The sequence below is a fragment of the Aeromonas sp. s12 genome, from assembly GCF_040907925.1.
Taxonomy (GTDB): domain Bacteria; phylum Pseudomonadota; class Gammaproteobacteria; order Enterobacterales; family Aeromonadaceae; genus Aeromonas; species Aeromonas veronii.
The window spans coordinates 86,365-107,536 of sequence record NZ_JBFOCT010000031.1 but is presented as its reverse complement, the minus strand read 5'-3'; the positions used below and the strand labels follow the sequence as shown (position 1 = coordinate 107,536).

The 21,172-nt window shown below is 47.9% G+C and carries 27 protein-coding genes; 8 read left to right on the top strand and 19 right to left on the bottom strand.

Annotation, left to right across the window (positions count from 1 at the left end):
- Positions 1-31: 31 nt before the first annotated feature.
- From AB5Y67_RS16080 to AB5Y67_RS16045, 8 genes are all read right to left on the bottom strand, one after another.
- Positions 32-979 (bottom strand): IS30-like element ISAs2 family transposase, encoded by a 948-nt coding sequence (locus AB5Y67_RS16080; RefSeq protein ID WP_019706001.1) that lies wholly within the window; start codon positions 977-979, stop codon positions 32-34.
- A 90-nt stretch (positions 980-1,069) separates the two neighbouring features.
- On the bottom strand, positions 1,070-1,192 hold the full coding sequence (locus tag AB5Y67_RS16075; RefSeq protein ID WP_368207999.1) for a hypothetical protein: 123 nt from the start codon (positions 1,190-1,192) through the stop codon (positions 1,070-1,072).
- Between the two features lie 42 nt (positions 1,193-1,234).
- A complete protein-coding gene (locus tag AB5Y67_RS16070; protein ID WP_368207998.1) occupies positions 1,235-1,981 on the bottom strand; it encodes a hypothetical protein in 747 nt (248 codons plus the stop codon).
- 39 nt (positions 1,982-2,020) lie between these two features.
- On the bottom strand, positions 2,021-2,935 hold the full coding sequence (locus tag AB5Y67_RS16065) for a terminase (RefSeq protein ID WP_368207997.1): 915 nt from the start codon (positions 2,933-2,935) through the stop codon (positions 2,021-2,023).
- Complete coding sequence (locus AB5Y67_RS16060) at positions 2,936-3,211, bottom strand: hypothetical protein (protein ID WP_232298128.1); 276 nt, start codon at positions 3,209-3,211, stop codon at positions 2,936-2,938.
- Complete coding sequence (locus tag AB5Y67_RS16055; RefSeq protein ID WP_232298123.1) at positions 3,171-3,572, bottom strand: DUF2514 family protein; 402 nt, start codon at positions 3,570-3,572, stop codon at positions 3,171-3,173. Before AB5Y67_RS16055 ends, AB5Y67_RS16060 begins: the two co-directional genes overlap by 41 nt.
- 140 nt (positions 3,573-3,712) lie before the next feature.
- Positions 3,713-4,204, bottom strand: a complete 492-nt coding sequence (locus AB5Y67_RS16050; RefSeq protein WP_368207995.1) for a lysozyme — start codon at positions 4,202-4,204, stop codon at positions 3,713-3,715.
- Positions 4,204-4,413 carry a hypothetical protein gene (locus tag AB5Y67_RS16045; RefSeq protein ID WP_005360884.1) on the bottom strand — a complete coding sequence of 70 codons (210 nt, stop codon included), beginning with the start codon at positions 4,411-4,413 and terminating at the stop codon, positions 4,204-4,206. Before AB5Y67_RS16045 ends, AB5Y67_RS16050 begins: the two co-directional genes overlap by 1 nt.
- Positions 4,414-4,998: 585 nt before the next feature.
- Between AB5Y67_RS16045 and AB5Y67_RS16040 the strand changes: the two genes are divergently transcribed.
- Positions 4,999-5,841, top strand: coding sequence for a GGDEF domain-containing protein (locus AB5Y67_RS16040; protein ID WP_236759461.1), 843 nt, complete (start codon positions 4,999-5,001; stop codon positions 5,839-5,841).
- 45 nt (positions 5,842-5,886) lie between these two features.
- Here the strand turns inward: AB5Y67_RS16040 and AB5Y67_RS16035 are convergent, their stop codons facing one another.
- The 6 genes from AB5Y67_RS16035 to AB5Y67_RS16010 form a co-directional block, all read right to left on the bottom strand.
- A complete protein-coding gene (locus tag AB5Y67_RS16035; RefSeq protein ID WP_368207993.1) occupies positions 5,887-6,585 on the bottom strand; it encodes a TIGR02642 family protein in 699 nt (232 codons plus the stop codon).
- Positions 6,582-7,007, bottom strand: coding sequence for a hypothetical protein (locus tag AB5Y67_RS16030; RefSeq protein WP_005360886.1), 426 nt, complete (start codon positions 7,005-7,007; stop codon positions 6,582-6,584). The genes AB5Y67_RS16035 and AB5Y67_RS16030 overlap by 4 nt, the downstream gene beginning before the upstream one ends.
- Positions 7,004-7,333 carry a nuclease domain-containing protein gene (locus AB5Y67_RS16025; RefSeq protein WP_005351636.1) on the bottom strand — a complete coding sequence of 110 codons (330 nt, stop codon included), beginning with the start codon at positions 7,331-7,333 and terminating at the stop codon, positions 7,004-7,006. Before AB5Y67_RS16025 ends, AB5Y67_RS16030 begins: the two co-directional genes overlap by 4 nt.
- Positions 7,330-7,923: a DUF1367 family protein gene (locus tag AB5Y67_RS16020; protein ID WP_005360887.1), complete on the bottom strand. Its 594-nt coding sequence runs from the start codon at positions 7,921-7,923 to the stop codon at positions 7,330-7,332. The genes AB5Y67_RS16025 and AB5Y67_RS16020 overlap by 4 nt, the downstream gene beginning before the upstream one ends.
- A gap of 315 nt (positions 7,924-8,238) precedes the next feature.
- A complete protein-coding gene (locus tag AB5Y67_RS16015) occupies positions 8,239-8,649 on the bottom strand; it encodes a DNA breaking-rejoining protein (protein ID WP_368207990.1) in 411 nt (136 codons plus the stop codon).
- Positions 8,650-8,871: 222 nt separating this feature from the next.
- Positions 8,872-10,512 carry a methyl-accepting chemotaxis protein gene (locus AB5Y67_RS16010; RefSeq protein ID WP_368207989.1) on the bottom strand — a complete coding sequence of 547 codons (1,641 nt, stop codon included), beginning with the start codon at positions 10,510-10,512 and terminating at the stop codon, positions 8,872-8,874.
- Positions 10,513-10,900: 388 nt separating this feature from the next.
- On the opposite strand from AB5Y67_RS16010, the gene AB5Y67_RS16005 reads away from it, so the two are divergent.
- Entirely contained in the window at positions 10,901-11,527 is a 627-nt protein-coding gene (locus tag AB5Y67_RS16005) for a heme-binding beta-barrel domain-containing protein (protein ID WP_005351629.1), read from the top strand.
- A gap of 47 nt (positions 11,528-11,574) precedes the next feature.
- On the opposite strand, the gene AB5Y67_RS16000 is transcribed toward AB5Y67_RS16005, so the two are convergent.
- Positions 11,575-12,030 (bottom strand): hypothetical protein, encoded by a 456-nt coding sequence (locus AB5Y67_RS16000; RefSeq protein WP_231721688.1) that lies wholly within the window; start codon positions 12,028-12,030, stop codon positions 11,575-11,577.
- Positions 12,031-12,844: 814 nt separating this feature from the next.
- Between AB5Y67_RS16000 and AB5Y67_RS15995 the strand changes: the two genes are divergently transcribed.
- Positions 12,845-14,053, top strand: coding sequence for an HNH endonuclease (locus AB5Y67_RS15995; RefSeq protein WP_368207987.1), 1,209 nt, complete (start codon positions 12,845-12,847; stop codon positions 14,051-14,053).
- Positions 14,054-14,320: 267 nt separating this feature from the next.
- Here AB5Y67_RS15995 and AB5Y67_RS15990 read toward each other — a convergent pair whose 3' ends face one another.
- Both AB5Y67_RS15990 and AB5Y67_RS15985 read right to left on the bottom strand, forming a co-directional pair.
- Positions 14,321-15,145: a DUF3037 domain-containing protein gene (locus tag AB5Y67_RS15990; RefSeq protein WP_005360897.1), complete on the bottom strand. Its 825-nt coding sequence runs from the start codon at positions 15,143-15,145 to the stop codon at positions 14,321-14,323.
- Positions 15,142-15,927: a HipA family kinase gene (locus tag AB5Y67_RS15985; RefSeq protein ID WP_139747327.1), complete on the bottom strand. Its 786-nt coding sequence runs from the start codon at positions 15,925-15,927 to the stop codon at positions 15,142-15,144. The genes AB5Y67_RS15990 and AB5Y67_RS15985 overlap by 4 nt, the downstream gene beginning before the upstream one ends.
- Before the next feature lie 452 nt (positions 15,928-16,379).
- Between AB5Y67_RS15985 and AB5Y67_RS15980 the strand changes: the two genes are divergently transcribed.
- The 5 genes from AB5Y67_RS15980 to AB5Y67_RS15960 all read left to right on the top strand — a co-directional run bounded on the left by AB5Y67_RS15980 (position 16,380) and on the right by AB5Y67_RS15960 (position 19,510).
- Positions 16,380-16,775, top strand: coding sequence for a hypothetical protein (locus AB5Y67_RS15980; RefSeq protein WP_368207985.1), 396 nt, complete (start codon positions 16,380-16,382; stop codon positions 16,773-16,775).
- Positions 16,776-16,863: 88 nt separating this feature from the next.
- Positions 16,864-17,220 carry a DUF4156 domain-containing protein gene (locus tag AB5Y67_RS15975; RefSeq protein ID WP_368207983.1) on the top strand — a complete coding sequence of 119 codons (357 nt, stop codon included), beginning with the start codon at positions 16,864-16,866 and terminating at the stop codon, positions 17,218-17,220.
- 202 nt (positions 17,221-17,422) lie between these two features.
- Positions 17,423-18,145, top strand: coding sequence for an adenylate/guanylate cyclase domain-containing protein (locus AB5Y67_RS15970; protein WP_368207981.1), 723 nt, complete (start codon positions 17,423-17,425; stop codon positions 18,143-18,145).
- Entirely contained in the window at positions 18,138-18,692 is a 555-nt protein-coding gene (locus tag AB5Y67_RS15965; RefSeq protein ID WP_368207979.1) for a hypothetical protein, read from the top strand. The genes AB5Y67_RS15970 and AB5Y67_RS15965 overlap by 8 nt, the downstream gene beginning before the upstream one ends.
- A 29-nt stretch (positions 18,693-18,721) precedes the next feature.
- Entirely contained in the window at positions 18,722-19,510 is a 789-nt protein-coding gene (locus AB5Y67_RS15960) for a hypothetical protein (RefSeq protein ID WP_368207978.1), read from the top strand.
- Between the two features lie 364 nt (positions 19,511-19,874).
- Here the strand turns inward: AB5Y67_RS15960 and AB5Y67_RS15955 are convergent, their stop codons facing one another.
- On the bottom strand, positions 19,875-20,300 hold the full coding sequence (locus AB5Y67_RS15955; RefSeq protein ID WP_368207976.1) for a hypothetical protein: 426 nt from the start codon (positions 20,298-20,300) through the stop codon (positions 19,875-19,877).
- A gap of 37 nt (positions 20,301-20,337) precedes the next feature.
- Positions 20,338-21,153, bottom strand: coding sequence for a helix-turn-helix domain-containing protein (locus tag AB5Y67_RS15950; protein WP_368207975.1), 816 nt, complete (start codon positions 21,151-21,153; stop codon positions 20,338-20,340).
- Between the last annotated feature and the right edge of the window lie 19 nt (positions 21,154-21,172).

Below are 21,172 nucleotides of genomic sequence, written 5' to 3'. Positions count from 1 at the left end.
CGCGAATTCAACTTCGAAGTGCGACACTCGCCTATGCCGCCTGACGGTACTCTTCGAATACCTTGACAGGCTGCCTGAATCCGAGACATTTCCGAGGTCGTAGGTTGAGCCACTGCTCCGCTCTCCTGACATCCTCGTCCGTGACCTCTCTCAGGTCTGTTCCCTTTGGGATAAACTGCCTCAACAGCCCATTGCTGTTCTCGTTCAGACCGCGCTCCCACGAAGAGTAAGGGTGCGCAAAGTAAGTCTCGGCACCCAGCGCTTCCTCTATCGCCTTGTGTTCGGCAAACTCGCCGCCGTTGTCAAAGGTGATGGTATGCACCTGCTCGATGTAGGGAGTTAACATCTCGATTATCGCATCCCGCACCACCCCAGCCTGTTTGCTCGCGACCCGCTTGACCAGATAGAGCCGGCTCTTGCGCTCCACCAGGGTGACCAGTGCACCTGTGCCTTGCTTGCCCAGCACCGTGTCCGCCTCCCAATCACCGAGCCGCTCCCGGCTATCGACGATAGCCGGCCGTTCATCAATAGAGCGGGCTTCCTTGATGGGAGAACGCAGGCTGCTCGCCCCCTTGCGGTAGCGCTTGTGGCCCTGGCGCAGATGGCGGTACAACTGGCCACCCCGGGCTTTGTCGGCGGCCACATGGCGGTATATCCACTCGTGACTCACCATGAGGCCTATCTGCTTGCCCACCGCGCTTATCTGCTCCGGGCTCCACCACCAGGCGAGTGTCAGCTCGACAAACTGGATGACATCGGCAGATAGCCGAGATTTGGCCGCACTGGCCCGTCGGTGGGTGGCGTGCTGATGCGCATTGTCTGGCTGGTAGCCCTGCGGCCCGGCGTTACGACGCAGCTCCCGGTAGAGGGTGGAGCGATGAACGCCAATGGCGCGTGCGGTGGCAAGGATGGACATCCCCTGTGCGCGAAGCACCGATAACTGGTATCGTTGCCCCTCGGTCAACTGCTGATAGCTCATGGTGATACTGCTTTTACTTTGGCGAGCAGAAGGGTACCACCAATCAGCAGTTGGCCACCTCTCGCCATTCATCCATGAGTGTCGCACTTATTATCTGAATTCCCGCTCCACCTTGTAGAGGTTGTTCATCCGCCACCACTTATCACTGAGCTTCGAGCGGATATAGGCAATTTGCTCCGGCTCAGTCATGAGGGAGATATCGGGTTCAGTCATGGGAGATCTCAGGTAATAAAAAACCCGCCGAAGCGGGTTAGACTAACTAAATATTTTAGATAAGGCATATGAAATTAGAGCGGAACAGGTCACAAATGCTGGAAGCAATGAATCACCAAACCAAACTTCTCTATATGACAAAAAAAGCCACCGAACCCTATATGAAACATTTAATAGAAAAAATGGAATTACACGATTATATCGTACAGACAAAAGACCAAAACCATCATTGTTATACTTAGCTCGTACCACCTCGACTTCCCTACCAGTTAAGATATGTGGAGTGCCATCGCAACGACTGGAGCCATTTGTGAGTCCAATAGGACTTAACTCATCCTTATCATATAAGTCGGTTGGGCCAATCATTTTTATTAAAATGAAAGTAAAAAACACATCCTTAATTTCAATTTTCACTCGCCCGATGAGCTTACCATCCCCCACAATGGCAAACCCATATTCATCAACAGATTGATATGTCATTCCTGGGTTAAAAATATATTTCAAGTAACGCACTTCCTTACTAGGAAGATAGAGACCTTCTAAGACTTCATTACGGTGATGTCGCCTGATATCTCCAGATACGAGCCAATGTCTCCACTGCAGAAAGATCATAATGGCGATCATAAAATACTCAATCCAGTTAGGCCTAGAGAAAGTAAGTTTGGCTCCGGAAAAAGAAATGTCGTTATCAAATGCTCCCCCTGCAATTGAATATATCAGCACTATCATGCTAACAATCATCAAATTTTTCCTATACTGCCTCTCAAGCTCGACGTTTTCACTAATCATTTACTAATCCTTGACCACCATCTGATAGAATCCATATTATCATCTCATAAGCCCCCCAGTCCCCAGCCCCTGCAACTCCGCTGTCATCTCTGCGACTGGCGTCATGTCGGCACCACCATCCTTCTCAAGCAGGTCAGCCTCAGCGGTCAGCTTGCGGGTCGCGGCCTTGATGCGTTTGGTGTCAGCCTCAATCTTCGGCCCATTCACCTCATCGATACGCAGGGCGCTCAGGGTTCGCTCGATCGACTCAATGCGCTGGATATTGCGGTCTAGGGCCTGCTCAGCCCGCAAGATCTTGTCATAGAGCGCGAGCCGGTCGGCCAGCTCCTGCGCTTCGGCCAAGTCATGCTGCAGGGCCTTCAAGGTTTTGGTAACCGATAGTACGCGAGCTCGGGTGAATAACAGCTCATCCCGAAGTTGCAGTGCTTCTGCTTGGTCGAACAACTCATCAGCGTCGAGAAACTTGGCATAACCGCCATGTGTCTTGGTCAGTTGCATGCCTGGCTTGATGTTCGCCGGCGGATTGGGGTTGCCTGCATTACCCACTGACTCGCTGTTCCCCTTGTCAAAGCGCCCATCTGCGTGACGTCCGGAGTTGTTGTTCGGGCCCGGGCTTGAGCCAGCAGAGGCCTGTATGGAAGAAGCTGACCGTCCCCTTTTTCCTCTCCCCCTTTTTTCCCCTCTCTCTTGGGCTTTGCTCTCATTACGCATGTTGTGCACAGTTTCATCCAAATTGCGCATTTTTCCCTTGGATAATTGCGCACGACTTTGCGCACTGCGCACACTAGGCTGCGCAATTTTATCGTCAGGGTGCGCATCACTCACCTTGATGTAGCGTCTGGCTGACTGGTAATTCAGTCCATGCTGCTCGCACCAGGCCTTTGGGCTGATGCCGGTCTTGGCATAGGCGCTCTGATACTGAGCTGCCACGCTGCTCCAATCGGTCTTTGCCATTTAGATAGACAACTCGCCTTCAACGATGCTGTCACCAGGAACCGGCTCATGAGTAGCCGACACCACAACGCAAACGCCGGTGGAAAGAACAACCAAAGCCGCGCCTCCGTCGTAGCGCTCGACGCTGGCAATGACTCCTGTCACATCGATACCGTTTACCATTTCACCACTCCCGTTCATACGCATCGCCGCCCCCTTTCCAGAAAGACAAACCCCGCCTTGATGTGGCGGGGTTTCATGGTCCAGGCTGCGAGATAGCATCGTAGGCTCGTTCACAGGCTAGTCCTGATACTCGAGCTCGGTCATACGCTGCTGCCAGCTCACCCGCTCTTTCATCAGCCCTGCTGAGCAGGTCGGCGAGCACCATGGCAGGTTGTCCGGTTGCCTGGCCTCCTTGGGTAGTACCGGTATTGCTGGCGCACTGACTTGCTCGGGCTGCCAGGCGGCGGGCTTGCTCATGCAACCGGCCAGACTCAATGCCAGCAGCAGTGGCATCAGCTTGTGCCTGTGCGATTTCTTCTTGTGCATGGTCTCTCACCTCATCAATTTCAGCCTGCTGGCGCTTCTCTTCTGCCCGGGCGTCCTGCTCTGCTTTGGTCCGGGCGGTAGCTAAACGAACGGCCTCTTCATCCCACATTGCCTGCCAGGTCTTACGCTCCCCCTCTACCCCATCGGAATGACCTGATTGGTAAAGCGCTATCCCACCACCGACTAACCCAGCAATGAGCAATGCGCCAGCAAGGAATGGCAATGCCTTGCTCTGTGGCATCATCACCATCACGCCCCCTTACACTTTGCATTGAGTCGCAGCCGGTCTTTCCACAATCCAGAGCAGATCCGGTTACCCGGTGCCGAGCAGTCCTGCTTACCAGATCGCTTGAACAGCAAGATGGCCTCACAGGCTCCTGGGTAATCACTAACGTTCAGGCGCTTAACGATGGTAGAACGGCAGAACGCCCTGGAGCCGATGTTGTGGGAGAGCTCCACATAGGTGTCGAACTCATATTGATAGAGGGGAACGTTGATACATGCCTTGAGGGAGCTCTCGAATACCCGTACCTCCCGCAGACTCCGGTTTACCGCGGCAACGGGAGTGATGGTGTCACCCATCTTGACCCCTTCGGTACTGCCAAAGCCGATGGTGGGGAGTTTGGTGCCGTGTACCGGATCGGGATAAGCCACTGGCTCGAATCCCTCCCGATCCAGGATCCCCACAAAGCCAGCGGCGCTCAGTGTGAGTGCTGCGATTGCGATGCGGACCTTGCTCATTACTCATCATCCAGCCGACACCGGGGCCGGATGATGTTTTGCCACAAGAACCACCCCATCTGGACGGCAATCCACATCAGCGTAGCAACCAGCACCCAGTCATTGACCGAGTACCCTGCCAGTGTCATGCCGGACACCACGACAGGCGGCGCCGTCTTGGCTACCCCTGCAGCAGCGGCAGCCGTCGCGAACCCTTCCTCTTTGGCCATGTGCCCTCCCCCCAGAAACGACAAAGCCCGCACGAGGCGGGCTAGAAATGAAAAAGGCCAGGGTCACGGAGACTCTGGCCATCTTTAAGCAATACTAACGCTGGGGCGGCGGCGATTCAACCAGAAGCATTATTCACAACATGGTCATGTTTGCCACTATCTTGCTCACCGATGTATTCAATCTATCTCTGCAACATAATTTTCTAATAAAATTAAGGAACGGTCGTCATCAATGACAGTACCTTGCAGACATGACTGAGCACGAATAGCGCGAAAACGTTACAACACCACTAAGCTGTTTAAAAACAATGGACTATATGAATGATAAATGCCTTTCTTCTCTGATGTAGCCTACTTGGTGATAAGCTATGCTTGATATCAATCATATCAGCTGCGCTAGATCTCTGCCTTAGAACCGTGCATATTGCCCCACTTAATCTGCTGACATAGATAGCCTTAATTATCCCTGTTCATATTGTTGTATGTGAAGGCTCCTCCTAAGGCACTAAACAGATTAGCGATGTGTGATTGTTGCAAACGACTACACTTGATGTTACGGGAATGGTTATTAATAATGGTATCTTCATGAGCAAAACAGCAATAAATTTTTCTGATGTTTTTATTAAATATTTTCCTGGGTTTCTATCAGTAAGGGACAGCAAACACCGGATTGTCTATATAAATGAACCATTTAGAGAATGGGTTGCAAGTCTCACAGATATGAACATTATCGGTTTAACGAATGATGATATCTGTGACTTAGTCGATGGCAATGTCGCAAATGTATTTGCCCAATGCCATGACTTGACTCTAACATATATGGATAACAATGAAGAATCCAACAAGATTATGTCGTTCAAATTTGACGATAACGTGCATTATTTTGATGTCACAAAATTTAAGAGTGTAGTGGAAGATGAGGTATATATATTCACCTTAGCAACAGATATAACTGACTCATACAATGAAAAAATGTTGTACCAAAAACAAGCTAAAACGGACCCGCTGACTGGAATTTATAATCGAAGTGTTCTAGAAGACCTACAATTAAAATCAGATAACCTACTGATTTATATGGACCTTGATAATTTTAAATACATCAACGATTCATTTGGTCACTTAGCAGGTGATAAGGTTTTGTGTGATGTAGCCAATATTTTGAAGAAAACCTTCCGGCATGATGACTACATTGTGAGAATGGGGGGTGATGAGTACCTTATCATCATCGACTGTACTGAAGATGTAGATGTGAAAGAGGCATTACAAGAAATCGAAATACGATTCAAAACTAAATTCCAAAAGAATTACCCTCGGCTTTCATTTTCATTTGGTTACAACCGCTTTGAGTCAAACATAGATACGACCTTAGATATCATTGACAGGAAAATGTACAAAAATAAAGCAACCAAAAAAGCAACGCCTACATGAGTTAAGCGCAGTGACTCCATGGGAGCTGACACGATAGGAAGAACCTCACTCCATGACCATTTCCCGAACCTGCCGCTCCATAGCCTTAGTGAGATCTGACGCTTGGTAGATCACCTCATCCACCATGCTCTCTACAGATAGTTGTACTTCCCCTCCGAATCGACGGGAGACCAGAGCCATGTCAGGGGCCACACGCCCGGTACCATGACACTTGGGACACTCGCCACCGATTCGTAGCCGCCTGCCGGTTCCAGTGCAATGTGGACAACGCCCGGATATCAGCATCTCATCGACACAGCGACCATGCGCGGCATTTAGGATGGCATTACGCTCATCTAGCAGGCGCAGATATTCATGATCATTACCGTGACGGTGAGCCCGCTTGGCCTTCTCCATTACCACTGCAGCACGGCGGCGTTCTTTGTCATAGTAGGGATGAGATAGAACTAGCCTCTCCAATTGCTCTGGCAGTGGACGTTGTAGCAGGATAGCCAATGCCATACGCCCTACCTCCGCATTACACAGGCCATCGTTGAAGTGAGCCTGCAGCGCCTCTATAGCTTGTTTATCGATCAGGTGATCAGCCATCAGATACTGCAACCCCTGGGGATTATCCTTGGAGGCTATCTGTAGCGCACCAATCAACTCGTCACGCCCAAGAGCGCTGAAGTTACGGGAGGTCGGTTCATGGAGAGCTCCTTTTGGTGAAAACAGGCGCAGTGCCATTTCCAATGCTTTGCTCATGGGGTGGTCCTCAAGTGATTGGTATTCCGGTCAAATGCTTTCAGCAACCAGGCGCGCAGCTGGCCAGTCTTGATATGCTCAGGAGTAACTTCGATAACGGACCATCCAAGCAATGTGGCCTCATTCATCTTCACTCTGTCCTCAACGAACCCTTTGCCCCGGGTGTGCCGCCCCCCAGAGTGGATCCCGCCGTGGATCTCAAGGGCGATCATGTTGAGTGGCCAGGCATAGTCGAACCTCCATTTTCGAACTGGGTGGAATAGCAGCTCGGTCTTTGGCTCCGGAAAACCAACTAGCTCGGCCATCACATTGCCATGCAAGCTGTCTACTTGTTGAACTGTCTTCAGTTGCTCAACTTCCCGCTTAGCTTTGGGGTAATTAGCAAGCAGACGACTAGCTTCAAGGGCTGATAGGTGGATCATGTTGCCCCTTTCACACTAATAAGCCCGCGCACTACCCACTGATGCAGTTGGCGGATCAGGGCGAAGTAGAGGACTTCCTCCTTCTCTCCCGGTAGCCAGCCATAGTTGAATCGTCCATCGATGGCATCGTGGCACGCTGCACAAGCCTCGACTGCAATCAGATCATCACCCTTCAGGGCCATCCCATGAGGCATACTCGGTAGGTGAGCCAACACCGTCGTCTCGGTACCGCCTTGGCACACACCAAGCAACTGCAACTTGCACAACTGCCCTCTGGCGCTATTCCGCAGTGCTTTCGAGCGAATAGGGCTAGTATCAAACCTCATCCAGAAAATCCCATCAGCTGAGCAATGGTATTCTCGGCCTCAGCCTCAGAGCCAAACTGCTGATTCAACACATAGCGCCAACAAACACCGAATACAGCTCGATATAGATCTGAAAATTCGGCCTGTTCCATCTTGGTAAACCGAATGCTTTTTGGTTCTTTGCGCATCCCACCATCCGGCAGTATCACGATAGTGAAATATCCAGCCTCGACAGTCAGCCACTTGCGCATTACCTCGAATGACTTTTCAGCTTGAGGTCCATGACGCTCGACCCTGTTAATGGCTAACAGCTCGATGAACTCATCCTTCGCTTGGTTAAGTGCCTGAGATGAGCCAAAATGTGAGAGGTAACGAACAAAGCGATTCAAGATCCCCTGCTCTGCTGGTGACACCATTCCGCCTGCAGGTTCCCAGTAATCGAAAGTCAGATTGAGTAATGCGAAGAAGCGGCGATGAAAAGCAGGATTACGGCGCCCGCTTCCTTTGGCTTGAATAAATGAGCCAATGGGTAATGATCGGATCGCTTCAGCATCAGCTGGGGTGGAAGGAACCAGCACGCCGCCAGACATTTTCAGCAGAGTCAGCTCCATATAGTGCTAATAAAGACTGGTCTGGTTTGAAGAATTTTAATATTCTTGGTCACGCTTGGCCCTTTTTAGGTTAATAGCCGGATGGTCTAGTTTCGGCATAACCATGGTAAGGCCAAAGTTTGATCAATGTCACGCACCAGTAATTGTGATACTATTGTGTTAGCGAGATATAGAAAACAATCGAGTCTAATCGAATTTATTTTAACAGAAAATAATTCATATCGGTTTTCAATCAAGCCCCAAGCATAATGCTCGGGGCTTTCTCTCAACATCGTGGAGCTCGCTACAGAATGGCCCACATTAACCTTATAAAGCTTAGCCACTAATTTTTACATAAAGCTTGAAATCATGCTTGGCTTTACTGCTTTTGTCTGCCCCCATCTGATAAACTCGAATGGTATAAGTCCCTTTCATCGGCAGCTCACCTTCAAAGCGGTCACCTTTCATAGCACCAGAGAACATGGCATCAGCAGTACTACCAGGAGGAAGGATATTAAAATATGTGTTGTACTTGGTGTCCAATGTCACAAGCATCTTCTGGCCCTTGTTGGCCGTTAACTTATAATCCAAGTTCTGATCACCTTTGATCGAACTGTTAATTGTTGTCTCCGACGTCCCTTTTTTAAACTGAACCTGATGAGCCTTGCTATCATTTGCAGCAAATGCAGGCCAACTACTACCAAACAATCCAATCGAGCAGGCCAATACTAGCATCGTTTTTTTCACGTTATAACCTTCTTGTTGGGTGAGCCTCGCCAAATTTTACTGATTCAGAGATGAAGGTCTATCTGAAATTTACGTATAAGCTCTAATAACAAAAACAGTAATATCTATTGCTATATCTGTGGTTTCTTACAACCGTCAAATATTGAATAAGCGCCAGAACTTGTCTAATAAAAAACACCGGCTATCAGCCGGTGTTCATCAAAGACATATCCTTTCTCAGGCTTAAATGCGGAATTTCCTGACTACATCTTGTAACTGAGTAGCTAAGTGGTTCAAGTCATGGCATGCCTGGGACATCTGCTTAGCGCCTGCTGCGACTTCTTCCGAAGCATTGCTGATGTTGACCACGTTGCGATTCAGTTCTTCACTCACAACCCCCTGCTCTTCTGTTGCGGTGGCAATCTGGATATTCATATGCGAAATACTGCTGACAGCACTGCTGATCTCTGAGATTGACGCCCCTGCTTCCCGGGCGGTGGTAACCGTTTCAACCATCATGGTCTGACTTTGCTGCATCGTGGCTCCCGCTTCATTCGCGCGTTCCTGCAGTTCGGAGATGATACCGTTTATCTGGGAGGTGGAGTCTTGGGTTCGTTTAGCCAGCGTTCTGACCTCATCGGCCACGACTGCAAACCCACGCCCTTGTTCGCCAGCTCGAGCTGCTTCAATCGCTGCGTTCAGCGCCAGCAGATTGGTCTGCTCCGCAATGCTTTGAATTACCTCCAGCACCATGCCGATATTACGGCTATCATCGCCCAGCTGGCGGATCACCACTGCAGTATGCTCTATCGCTTCAGCCACCTTCTCGATACGCACGATAGAGTTGTTCACTGTGTTACTACCCTGAAGGGCTGTTGTACTTGCCTGGGTTGCAGCACTGGCAGCATCGTTAGTATTGCGTGCTACCTCCTGCACAGTGGCCTGCATCTCATTCATAGCTGTGGCCAGTTGGTTCAGCTCATGCTTTTGACCATCCATATTATGGGCAGACTGCAAGGCAACGGCACTGATCTCTTCGGTTGCAGAACCGAGTTGAACCACAGAGCTTGAAACCTCATTTACGAGCATCCGCAAGTTGTCCTGCATCTCGTTCAAGCCCTTGGCCAGCATGCCGAGTTCATCATGGGAAAAGACTTTCATATCGAGCTTGCTGGTGAGGTTACCAGCAGATACCTGATGAATTTGCTCTAACAAAATCATGATCGGATTGCGGATCTGACGGATAAGTAGTAGAGCCGCCAGGATCACAAAAACCACCGTGCCTGCACCCATTGAAATGCTGAGTGTCTTGGCGTTGTCATAAACTACCTTGTCATGAGCGGCCATCTCATGAGCAATCCGATCATTTTCTGCACGCAGACTCAAGGCATCCTGCCCAGCCTTTTCCAAGGCTTGCTTAGACTCGTTATTGATAAGGGACTTTGTTTTGGTCACGTCACCTTGCTCAACGGCCGTCAACAGAATGGAATGGGCAGAAAAGTAATCCGATGCGGCTGCGACAAGGTTCTCGAAGTATTGTTTGTCCCTCTCTGAGACAAAATCCATCTTGGAATATTGTTGTTGCGCAGCCTCAAAGTCACGTTTACTGCTCTCAAAACGTTGTTTGTTGGTACTAATCGCACTCTGATCACTGTCTTGAATACCAATCAGCATGCTCAACTCAGCCCGGCGAGCATCAAGCAAGGCCGTATGCATTTGGCTTGAAGCTCGTATTGACGGAATGACGTTGTTAGTGATCTCGGTTGTATCACGGTAAATGTTCGATAGTTGGGTAACAGAAAACCAGGCAAATCCCAGCATCAGCACCACAAGGGCCGAAAAAACAGTTATCAGTTTATTGCCTATTGTCATTGATTTAAGCATCTAGTTATCCTTATTAACTTTTACATCAACGCTCTATGTCCCACATTTAATATCGGCATCAAAAGTCAGCACCTTAACAAAAAACGACGACCCTAAACTAATAACATTTTAAACAATACATAGCCCTCTCCAACAGCAATAAAATTGCCTAACCGTAAGTATAGAATATCGTAACTAAAAATTGATCTAGATTGGCATTGAGATTTTTCCGCTATAACCATGAACATGTGTTAAATCAAATTTGGTTTTTATTACGAGTAAAAAACGAATCCGGCCTCACAAAAATCACATCACACAATTAAATATAATTGACCATCATCTACCGCTCTTTTTAAAATCCCCTGGCTTGCAGAAAATAATAAAAAGCTGAACCATACAGGAGTCTTTTATGAATAAGCTTGTAATACCCGCCATTTTACTTGCCAGCTCTACGCTGGCGCACGCAGATTCAGACACAACAATAAATGGCTTGGATTTTGGTCCCCTGGCACAGCTAGTGGGAACATGGAAAAGCACGGACAGTGGTGGTGTAGACGTAGCCCCAGGGCAAGAAGGGAGCAAGGTTGGTAAGGGTGGACCTGCAGTCGAACCGTACTATGAGACCTTTACCTTCGAGCCCGCTGCGGATGCAAAAAACGCCAGTGACCAATATTTAGTTGCGATGTATTACAAGCAAGAAGTATTCAGAAAAAGTGACAACGGTAAGTTTCATGACCAGCGTGGTTATCTGATTTACGATAAAAAAAATCAGATGATCTACAACTCATACTGCATACCTCGTGCTGTTTGCGTTGTCGTCGAAGGTAAAGCAGGCAATAAGGTTGATTTTAAAACAGGGAAGCGTGGAATTGCTGAAAGTAGTTATATGTCAGCAAATGATTCAACGACTGACTTTATGATGTCGCTTGATTTCTCTGTTAAAGATCAGCTCAAGTATAATCAGACGACAAGTCTGCAAGTGTACGGTAAACCATTTGCACATTCTGATAGTGGTACATTAATTAAAATCAAATAATGTGAAGAGCCAAGGTGATTTCACCTTGGCTTTTTTAACTGTAAAATTCATATAAATTCCGTACGCAGTTCCAGCTCATCACTAGACCAATTGGTATTCAACACATTTGCATACCATAGCGTCAAAACCACATCCATCTGATTGTTATGCTTCAATGAAGCTGCGGCATCACACGCTGCAATAACTTCTTGCCATAAGTCATCAGGGTTAATCGGTGTGGATTTATCTTTAGAGGAAAGGATGTCGAGTGCTGTCGCGACATATTTCTTAGTTTTGATGGCTGTATCATAGTGGATTGGCATAATGCAACTGATGCTACCCAAGCTGCAGAGGGTCAGGAATGTTACCTTCGGGTTGTTTTTATACTGTTTTTTTTCGCCTAAGTCCTCTCCGAATGCTTCAAATATTGCCATATCCCAAGCAGTGATATGATCATAGTTGTTCTGCACCATCAAATGTACGGCCCTAAGCGCTGCTCCGCCGTATTTTCCATAGATAATCATAGGCACCCCCAAATTTCCCACATGATATATCACAATCAATGCTCTGAGGTTGTTTAATTATCTATTGGGATTATCGATTTAGCCTATTGCTGACAATTTCAAGCTTAAGTAAAAATAGACTTTGATTTAGATCAAGTTCATTTGCAATGTTATAGTTATGTCAATCCACATTAATAAGTAAATAAATGCGTTGGTATATAGGGAGGACGAATGAGTAACACTGGTCTTATGAACAGAGCCTTCAAGACTCGGAATAATCTACCGACTCACTCTCCGAGGTATGCAAGCGACCAGCCCCCTCAACTTCTCAACGACTACCTCATCTTTAGGGCTGGGTAGCACCACAACTTTTGTTTTGAGTGGTTTGGGAGGCTTGGCGGGTTTAGGTGGCCCACATGGTTCGCACGCAACTTTGACGACGCGCACCATCACCATCGTCATGGTTTGCCCATCACTGATGATACATCTCTCAGTAACCCGGGGATGAGTGATTAAGCGGCGGATGAGCCGCCCTGCTACAGCTAGCGAGAGATTAAACTGGTCACACAGCTGCAGGCTGGTGATGAACCTTCCCTGCTGTAGTGCCCAAGCAGCTACGTCTTCAAAGAGTTCTTCTGTTGACATCCTTGTCCTCCGAAAGCACTCAATACTTGTTCCAATAGAATACCTATTTGCTTATATAGCAACTTTGCTCTCTTTCCTACTCCTCAATCCTGGCTCATCCCCCTAATACACAGGCCTTACCTCAACAAATGGAACCATTCGAGTTACCATAATGGCTTCTGTCCATAGAAGCAGTCTATAGGGAATTACAGTGGCATTCTGGTGGGTAAACCATAAGCAAACGTACAGCGCAGAAGTTGAGGGCGGCTACATCTGGTCGCCCATGAAGAACCGCAACGGCTCGAAGAACCAGACCTATATCAACCTCACGCTGACCAGGCCAGGAGATGTCGTAATATCCTACGCCGGCGGCCTTATCAAGGCCATTGGCCTGGTAACAGCCCCTTGCCTGGAAGCTAGGAAGCCCTCTGAATTCGGCAGTTCCGGCGATTCTTGGTCCGACAACGGCTGGGAAGTCCTCATCGACTGGGAGCTGCTGGATAAGCCAATTAGACCAAAAGACCATCTGGAGTTGATAACACCCCTCCTCCCTTCGAAGAATTCGCCTTTGCAGGCCAACGGGAACGGGAACCAGGGTTGCTACCTCGCAGGTATTAGTGAAGATCTGGGCAACCTTCTTCTCTCACTGGCTCCGGAGGTAAACCTCCGAGGCACAACTCCAAGTCCAGCCTGGAACGTCCAAGTCTTCGACAACAAGGAAGAGGAATACCTGTACTGGATTGAGCAGAACCCATCTGGCTTCGTGGCCAATATGGATAAGGCCAAGAGCATGAGGCAATACCCGATGATCCACTCTGCGAGTGATGCTGCTATCTCGAAGGATAAGCGAGGCAACTTTACGACGCACGCCTACTTCAAGATTTGCTCAACGGACCTTCAAGAGCTCAGGAGCCATCTCAAGCGTGAGTTCCACCGGTTCACCTATTGCATGAAGTGCTTCGAGACACTGGAGGAGCAAAGGGAGCATGACGGCGAAGCAGCCATTGCGGAAATCCAGAATTCCCCACTCACTGTGACCGAGAAGGAGCAATTGGTGAAGTCGCGCCGCGGCCAGGGCCTCTTCCGTAGTCGGCTCGAGCAAATAGAGCCCGCCTGCCGGGTCACCGGTGTCACCAACAAGATCCTGTTGATTGCCAGCCACATCAAGCCCTGGTGTGAGTGCGATAATACTGAACGCCTGGATGGTAACAACGGCTTGTTGCTCTCCCCTCACATAGACAAACTGTTCGACCAGGGTTGGATTACCTTCACTGACGCCGGCGACCTGCTGTGTGCAGATCCCAGCATCGAGCAAGCCCTACAGCAATGGGGTGTTTCGCTCCCCCAGAACGTCGGCCCGTTCAACCCAGTCCAGGCCGAATACCTCGAATTCCACCGTGACGAGATTTTCAGGGCTTAACAGGAACTCTCCGCTTAAGACTCCCCGCCCAGGAGCAGGGCCTCATTCCTGCTCCACTCACTGACCATCTCACCCGTTATCTCTTCCTTGTAGCAGATCGGAGCATATCCACCTGCCCGACCCCACGAACTGCGCTTACCCCAACGGCTCCCGGTTGTAAGGATATGGGCAGTTGCCTGGGTAGCTATCGGAGGGCCTAATGTATTTAGGGACCAGATGGAAGGTATAAAAAAACGCCAGCTAAATGCTGGCGTTTTTACTGTTCATTTATACCTTAGCTGCAAACGAGAGAAGCTGATCTGTGTCTTCTGCCGGTATCGTCCGGACGGCGTGTTCTTCAAAGACCCGTTTCACCTCATTTATCGCCGGGATCAGAGCTTGATTCTCGTTGCTCGGAAACTCGATTGGTACGAGCACTCGTTCTGGCGCTAGAACCCCTGCTCCAAACAGCCGCTTGAACCTGCTGGCCCACTGCTCAGCCTCATCAACAATCTTGTTGGGTGTCGGTCTGCCGAAGATAAAGCTCAATGGACGAATAGCCCTACCATCCTCTTGATGAATAAACGGTACCTTTGCTTTCACCAGGCCCATTGGATCACCCAGATCGGCAGCCTTGTAATACCGACGGAGATCATTCTGTTCAAGCAGCAACCGCACCGCAGTCTCCAGCTTCTCTGTAGCAGAAGGCTGCTTAGCAAAGCTGTGATGAACATAGTGTTGGTAGAGCTTTTCCAGATAACCGGCCAAGTCCCCATCAACCATGGCTGGCCGAGCTTGGCTGAAGTAAATAAGACCTTCCTTCGCCTTCGTCGCTTCATGAAACAGACGCAACTTGGCTTCAGGGCTGCTTTGGTTCAGCTGTATCTCTTTTACGCGCAACAGTTCATCGCCAACAATTTTAGCTACAGTCCTCGGAACCTTGACATCAAGTTCGCTGAAGAAGCCCGTTACGCGAGAGAAGCGGCTTGTTTCGATGCGATAGTCAAAGAAGCCGGACTTAGGGGCACACAACACCACCCCTACGTTGGCAAACTCTTCGGTTTCACGGTAGGGGCGGAACTGAACAACGGCATAGACAACTTGATGTGTCATAGCTCTATCCACCTCCAAAAATGGTTTTCATATCTACCCAAGATAGGCATCACAACATCATTGATGATGTCTCCGCCTCCTAGCTGACGGTTGGCCAGTTCACGCCAATGCTGCGGTATCGCGGCCAAAACCTGGGGTAGCTGGCTCATTGCATGAGCCATACGTTCAATATACTCATCTTGAGTCACGATGTCATTGAGAGGGACGCCACGATTGTCACCTGAAAAGACATGGTGCTGTCGTATGTGGATCTCGTCATCTTCAGCAACAAGCGCCAAATTATGGTCAAAAACAACGATCTGAGGGTCGCTCAGCAAATCGAACAACAGATTCACATTGCCGCCTAAATCGGAAAGCGTTCTATCTCCATTTTTGACCCATACGTCAAACACTAAGATATCGCTCTTCAGTTGAGCTGACGCAGCTCTAGCCAAAGGCATATTCACAGCAATCGTGTTGCCATGGTATCTCGATGCGAATCCGATTGTGTCGTCGTCCCAGAACGAGCTCTGCCCTTGTAGCCGCATCAGTTCTGGCATCCCATAGACCAATCGACACTCTGGGGTCATCAAGCCAAACGCCTTGGCCAAGTGGCCGCATACCCACTCTGCGATCAGCTGCCTTGGGGTTACCTCATCCAAAGTCTTCACAACATAGAGGTTGCCGTCTTGACACTCACACAGCCGAGCGCCAGTACTGCCCTCCTGCATGACCCTGATGATATGTGTGACCTGATACGGCCGATGCTCTACAACGAGCTGCTGTTGGTGATTATCTTGCAAATAGCATTATCCCTATGCCGCACGGAGACGCTCTGCGGCGAGGAGGTCCCCATCCAAATTGAAATCCAAGCCAGTATACGTTTGTACGAGTCATGAATGGAACTACCCATACCGCAACGCCCTATTGAAGGCAGAGGCTTTTACCACATCAGTAATTGATAACTTACAGCTTATTGATTAATTACTGATTTATGTCAAAAAAAAGTCCGATATCACAGCTTTAACTGATAAAGCACTCAACTTTATGAGTGTCGATTGGTATGCTCCCCGAGTGGTTCCTATGTCTCACGCAGGGCCTACCGATGGTTACGTTCTCAACCGCCAGACCACTGGTTAAAAGCAGCAATCTGGGGGGCTGGAACCTAGGGGCGGTAGCTAATGCATTTATCGCCCTCCCCCCTCTAAAAAGCATCACATGGACTTGATGTTCATTACTGACAAGGAGCAACCCGATGGGTGAATGGTCAGAGTATTTTGAAGACTTTCCGGAAGAGAACTCTGCGAACTATGTAAACGGGCAGTTCAACCCTCGCCTGGCGCAGGAAATTCGTAATCAAGAGGATCGGCTGAGAGCGACAACCAACAAGGCCCGCTCAGAAATCAACGCCATCATCATGAAGGCTTGGCTAGAGACCAAATCTAAAGCTTTCCTCCTGACCGAGGATTGCCCTCAGTGCGGGCTCACCAAGCTGAACACCTACAAGATCCACGACAAGTTCTACCTCTGTGAGTGCCAGGACTGCGGCATACATGGTAGAGGTGAGAATCATGCACTGGCTCTTAAGAACACCTTCGATGCGATAGGCGATGGGCTTGATTGGAGGGATAACACAATTCAGTTCGAGTGATATAGGAATATCAATACTCAACTTTTTGGTTTATAGCTTAATAAACCATCATAAACTCTTATTAAATTTATTTTGAATGGGATTCATTATGAATATGTTCATTAAAACTTTTACAATATCTGTTGCAATAATCACTCTTACTGCATGTTCTGCTAAACAAACAATTCCTGGTGCAGAAAGTGTTGAGCTCGTTAATGAACAACCAAACATGAATAAATGTGTATTCATCGGTGAAGTCGTTGGCTCTCAAGGTAACTGGTTTACTGGTGATCTGACCTCAAATAAAGACTTGGTTATTGGTGCCAGAAATGAACTCAGAAATGAAGCCTACAAGCTAGGTGCAAATCTTGTGTATATGCAGGATTTAAAGAATACAAATGCATATGGTTCTATGGGTACTACAAACACAACAGGCATAGGTAAAGCATATAAGTGTAGTTTCTGATATCTGCCTAATATCTATATTTAGTCAGATGTAGTAGTCACGCACCATGAAAGTTATGTGCATGGCAGTTAATCGCTATCTGACACTCTGTCAAATACAGCAATACAGGAGCTGCAGCATAGGCGTGACATCTAAACACTTGATTTAGAATGCGAAAAAACAAGAATTGAATTTAAATAAATAACTCAGTTTGGATTTACACATGGAAGCAAGTTATAGTAGCTATGACTTTTACAAGTCAATAGAAAGAATAGATGATATTTTAAATGGCTCTGATGCCTCTTATGAAGATAAAGATTCAGTACCTCCCAGAAACTCCCTAACGTTTAATAATGGCTTTTACGTTGAGTGCGCTGCATTATTTGTTGATATGCGAGGTTCAAAAAACCTAGCTGAAAAACATAAAAGACCAGTTTTAGCAAAGATCTATAAGACTTATATCTCTGAATTAGTGGCTATATTGAAGAGTCATACGAAAGTATGTGAGATATCTATCGAGGGGGATTGTGTTTGGGGTGTTTATAATACTCAATACAAATTTGATCTAGATGAACTTTTTGGTATAGGAGCAAAGGTATCATCACTGATAGACATTCTAAACATTAAATATAAAAGGAAAGGTTACTCTGAACTAACTGTCGGTATTGGCATATCTTATGGAACAGCACTTTTAATAAAAGCAGGATATTCTGGTAGCGGGATCAATGAAGTTGTGTGGTTGGGTAAATTGGTGGGTGAAGCAGCAAAACTATGTTCATATGGAAACAAAACAGCTGGTGAGTATGAAATTATGGTCTCCAATGTTTTTTACAATAACTTGAATGAACACAACAAAATGCTGTTATTAAAAAACAATACTTACGATTGTTATCATGGTTATATCATCAATACAGACATGAATGAATGGGTCAAAAAGAATGGATGAAAAAATTTCATTCATTCTGTCTGCAATTAATGATGCTCAAGCAACTATCCGAGCTACAGATGTAAAGGTGGGGGCATTGTTAGCTGGATTGTTTTTACCCGTAAGCTACATCGGTGCTATATGGGATTATGCCTTGTCGGATTATACGCCTAGGTTGCTATTAATTATGATATGTATTCTTTTCATTTTATGGGCAACATCAATTAGCATTCTTGTAAAAACCATTTCCGCCGTTGGAAATCCGGCAAAAAACATTTCTGGAGAAGAATATTCAAATGGTAGTTTCTACGGTGGTGAACTGTATAAGTTTACGTTTAAACATGCATTGCTAAATTTAAACAAAAACAAATCTTCGATGAGTGTACAACTATTTTATAACACTTACCCATCAAGCCAAGTTGATATTTGCTTGGCTTTATCCTTCGAACATATGAAACTAATCTACATTAGAGACATAAAGTTATATAGATTAGATTTAGCATTAAAAACCACAGTTGTTTTTTTACTTCTAGGGATAGAAACATATATTTTATCTAAAATAATTTAGAATTTTCAATACTACCCACAGTAAGGTAAATGATGTTATCAGCAGTTCAAAAAGAAAAACTTAGACATATAATATCCATCTCGTTAAATAAAGCTGAGAAAAATTGGGACAACGGTGGAAGCTTATTGATTGAGTCTGTTAATAAAGGTGTAGGAATCGAGTCGCGTGATGGTTTTATCATGGACTCAGCAGAACCATCGAAAATACCAGGACATGATATTGTTACTGATGCTGAAACCGTAATAGATGAATTTGTAGCATTTGTTGCAGATATGAGGGATTCAACCAAGCATCTTTTATGTGCAATAAGTGATAAAAAAGCTAAAGTCTCTGGCCTTCAGCGTGTTTATTATGAGACATCTGCTTTACTACCATCATTAGGATTTATTGTTAGCGAAGAAAATGGCAGCGTAACTGAATATCTCGGAGACGGGGCGCTTGCTTTATTCAGGATTAATCCTGATGATAGGTCAGAAGCTATTTATGCTGCACATCGAGCAGCCAAAAACACTATCGGTGATGCTAGAACCATAATCAATGAGATACTTTATGAACGATATAACCTTCCAGCTATTGACCTTGGCGTAGGATTAGCCACGAGCAAAGCACTTGTAACATTAGTTGGTTTACCACCTAATATGCATCCAAAAGCATTCGGGGAATGCGTTTTTCGCGCAACAAAACTATCAGGTGGAAAAAATGAAATCATCAGCGATGACAACTTAAAATCAATGTGGCCAACCGCTAAAGGAGGCACACTTCGGTTTATTAGTAAAAAAGTCAAAGAACTTAACGGATATGTTCTTGCAACATCCTGACCTAGTCTTGACGTAAATGACTGTACAGTTCTAGTTATCACCTGACACCGGCTTCAGGCCGGTGTCACGACTTCACTCCTGAACAGCACCTTGAGGCCGGCAACCAGTTATTGCCCCACCTACCAACACCTACACAGGCGTTCCTCTCAACCGTTCGACTTCCTCCGCTACACGCCCAGGCGCCTTGCCCTGTACCAGCCAGAGCCCTACCCCGCAAAGGCGGTCTGTGTGCCCCAGCACGGCTTGCTCGTCTGCCACCTCCACCAGCACTCGCTCACGACGTCCCCGCGTACAGCTGGGTAGATCACCACCCGGTAGAATTTCGCTGCTTTGACTGCTGCGATCACATCTGGATTGAACATACCTATAGCCTCCCTGTGATGGTGTAGCCGCGTTGGCGGCGGTCGGTGAGGATCAGCTCCATCTCAATCTTCACAGCATCGCGTGTAACCTCTCTATCACGCTGCAGTACGGTAACAGTTGCCTCCATCCGGCACGCCGCGATGGAGAACACAAGCTGGAGTGGCTTTGTCCGTACTGCGGGAGGCAAACGACGAAGTATTTCTGCCCGCACTTCCGCAGGGCGCGGTGCGAACTGGCGATCTACGTCAACAGCCATATCCAACACAACCTCTCGGATTTGGGCTGGAGTGAACCCGCGCAATACGCCCCCCCAGGCCAGTGCCACGCCGCGAGCATTGGTATCCAACTGGTTTGCGCTTGCGGGCCAGCTACCGGCCATCATAGGCAACAGCTCCTCAGCCATAAACGCCGCCATGCGGTCACTCATCAATGGCTGTTCCTGCATTGCTGGCAGGGCTGTCACGCTACAGGGGAGTGTCGTCGTCATAACCTCCCCTCCCCGACTCTCGAAGCGCCTGTGAGGCTTGCTGGGCTGCCTTGATGTTGGCCAAGGGCTTGCACTGTGCGGCTGTTCGGAATGAGCTGGCTGCCCGGCGTATCCAGTTGCGCCAAGTTTTCTCCCAGTCCAGCTTCACCGCTTTGGCGCCAGGCAGGGCTTGCCAGTAATCTGCGAACGTAGCAGCCTCCATCAAGACCCGTTCCTTGGGCAGCCTCGTCTCTTGCATCGCCCACCTCCCCCACTCGGCCGGTAGTCCCCATTCGTTCGGCAAGCGGGTACCTCGTCGAGTGGTTTCGCTTTCAGGGCGAGTTTCCTCCTGGGGGACCAAAGGGGGATCTTGGATCTCTGTAGTAGTCTCTGTAGTAATCTCTGTAATAGATAGCTGGTTTCCAGCACTACTGATTGCTGGTTTTCCCCTAGCCTGTTTGCTGGTTTTCCGCATACTAGGTTGCAAGAAATCACATGCATTCATGACAGCTTCAAGCGCTACCAGATCGATGCAGAAATAGAGCTGTGCAGGTAATCCCACCCGCTTTTCCTTCAACACCCCGAGATTGCGTAATGCCTTGCGCGCGCCCTCCTGTTCGTAGCGGGTCAGCCCCGTCTCTTCCTCCCAGTCAGCCTGAGTCTTATAGAACCATGAGCAACCATCTTCATGCTCTTTGCAGCGCTTTGCCCAATAGAGGGCCTGCGATAGAAATAGAGCGCCGGTGACCGAACCCGTGATGGCTACAAATGGGCGATGAAAGGCGATTGGTCGGTCAAGAAAGTTGATGTTCATTCTTGCCCTCCCCCCAGAC

What these genes read in the sequence shown, in the direction of transcription:
- AB5Y67_RS16020 (WP_005360887.1), bottom strand. Translation starts at nt 7,923, where the DNA reads ATGGAGCTGACTCTGCTGAAAATGTCTGGCGGCGTGCTGGTTCCTTCC.
- AB5Y67_RS16030 (WP_005360886.1), bottom strand. Translation starts at nt 7,007, where the DNA reads ATGATCCACCTATCAGCCCTTGAAGCTAGTCGTCTGCTTGCTAATTAC.
- AB5Y67_RS15965 (WP_368207979.1), top strand. Translation starts at nt 18,138, where the DNA reads ATGGATGAAAAAATTTCATTCATTCTGTCTGCAATTAATGATGCTCAA.
- AB5Y67_RS15950 (WP_368207975.1), bottom strand. Translation starts at nt 21,153, where the DNA reads ATGAACATCAACTTTCTTGACCGACCAATCGCCTTTCATCGCCCATTT.
- AB5Y67_RS15955 (WP_368207976.1), bottom strand. Translation starts at nt 20,300, where the DNA reads ATGAGTGACCGCATGGCGGCGTTTATGGCTGAGGAGCTGTTGCCTATG.
- AB5Y67_RS15975 (WP_368207983.1), top strand. Translation starts at nt 16,864, where the DNA reads ATGAATATGTTCATTAAAACTTTTACAATATCTGTTGCAATAATCACT.
- AB5Y67_RS15970 (WP_368207981.1), top strand. Translation starts at nt 17,423, where the DNA reads ATGGAAGCAAGTTATAGTAGCTATGACTTTTACAAGTCAATAGAAAGA.
- AB5Y67_RS16025 (WP_005351636.1), bottom strand. Translation starts at nt 7,333, where the DNA reads ATGAGGTTTGATACTAGCCCTATTCGCTCGAAAGCACTGCGGAATAGC.
- AB5Y67_RS16005 (WP_005351629.1), top strand. Translation starts at nt 10,901, where the DNA reads ATGAATAAGCTTGTAATACCCGCCATTTTACTTGCCAGCTCTACGCTG.
- AB5Y67_RS15980 (WP_368207985.1), top strand. Translation starts at nt 16,380, where the DNA reads ATGGGTGAATGGTCAGAGTATTTTGAAGACTTTCCGGAAGAGAACTCT.
- AB5Y67_RS15960 (WP_368207978.1), top strand. Translation starts at nt 18,722, where the DNA reads ATGATGTTATCAGCAGTTCAAAAAGAAAAACTTAGACATATAATATCC.
- AB5Y67_RS16055 (WP_232298123.1), bottom strand. Translation starts at nt 3,572, where the DNA reads ATGTGGGATGAAGAGGCCGTTCGTTTAGCTACCGCCCGGACCAAAGCA.
- AB5Y67_RS16050 (WP_368207995.1), bottom strand. Translation starts at nt 4,204, where the DNA reads ATGAGCAAGGTCCGCATCGCAATCGCAGCACTCACACTGAGCGCCGCT.
- AB5Y67_RS16075 (WP_368207999.1), bottom strand. Translation starts at nt 1,192, where the DNA reads ATGACTGAACCCGATATCTCCCTCATGACTGAGCCGGAGCAAATTGCC.
- AB5Y67_RS16065 (WP_368207997.1), bottom strand. Translation starts at nt 2,935, where the DNA reads ATGGCAAAGACCGATTGGAGCAGCGTGGCAGCTCAGTATCAGAGCGCC.
- AB5Y67_RS15990 (WP_005360897.1), bottom strand. Translation starts at nt 15,145, where the DNA reads ATGACACATCAAGTTGTCTATGCCGTTGTTCAGTTCCGCCCCTACCGT.
- AB5Y67_RS16000 (WP_231721688.1), bottom strand. Translation starts at nt 12,030, where the DNA reads ATGATTATCTATGGAAAATACGGCGGAGCAGCGCTTAGGGCCGTACAT.
- AB5Y67_RS16035 (WP_368207993.1), bottom strand. Translation starts at nt 6,585, where the DNA reads ATGAGCAAAGCATTGGAAATGGCACTGCGCCTGTTTTCACCAAAAGGA.
- AB5Y67_RS16040 (WP_236759461.1), top strand. Translation starts at nt 4,999, where the DNA reads ATGAGCAAAACAGCAATAAATTTTTCTGATGTTTTTATTAAATATTTT.
- AB5Y67_RS16070 (WP_368207998.1), bottom strand. Translation starts at nt 1,981, where the DNA reads ATGATTAGTGAAAACGTCGAGCTTGAGAGGCAGTATAGGAAAAATTTG.
- AB5Y67_RS16010 (WP_368207989.1), bottom strand. Translation starts at nt 10,512, where the DNA reads ATGCTTAAATCAATGACAATAGGCAATAAACTGATAACTGTTTTTTCG.
- AB5Y67_RS16045 (WP_005360884.1), bottom strand. Translation starts at nt 4,413, where the DNA reads ATGGCCAAAGAGGAAGGGTTCGCGACGGCTGCCGCTGCTGCAGGGGTA.
- AB5Y67_RS16080 (WP_019706001.1), bottom strand. Translation starts at nt 979, where the DNA reads ATGAGCTATCAGCAGTTGACCGAGGGGCAACGATACCAGTTATCGGTG.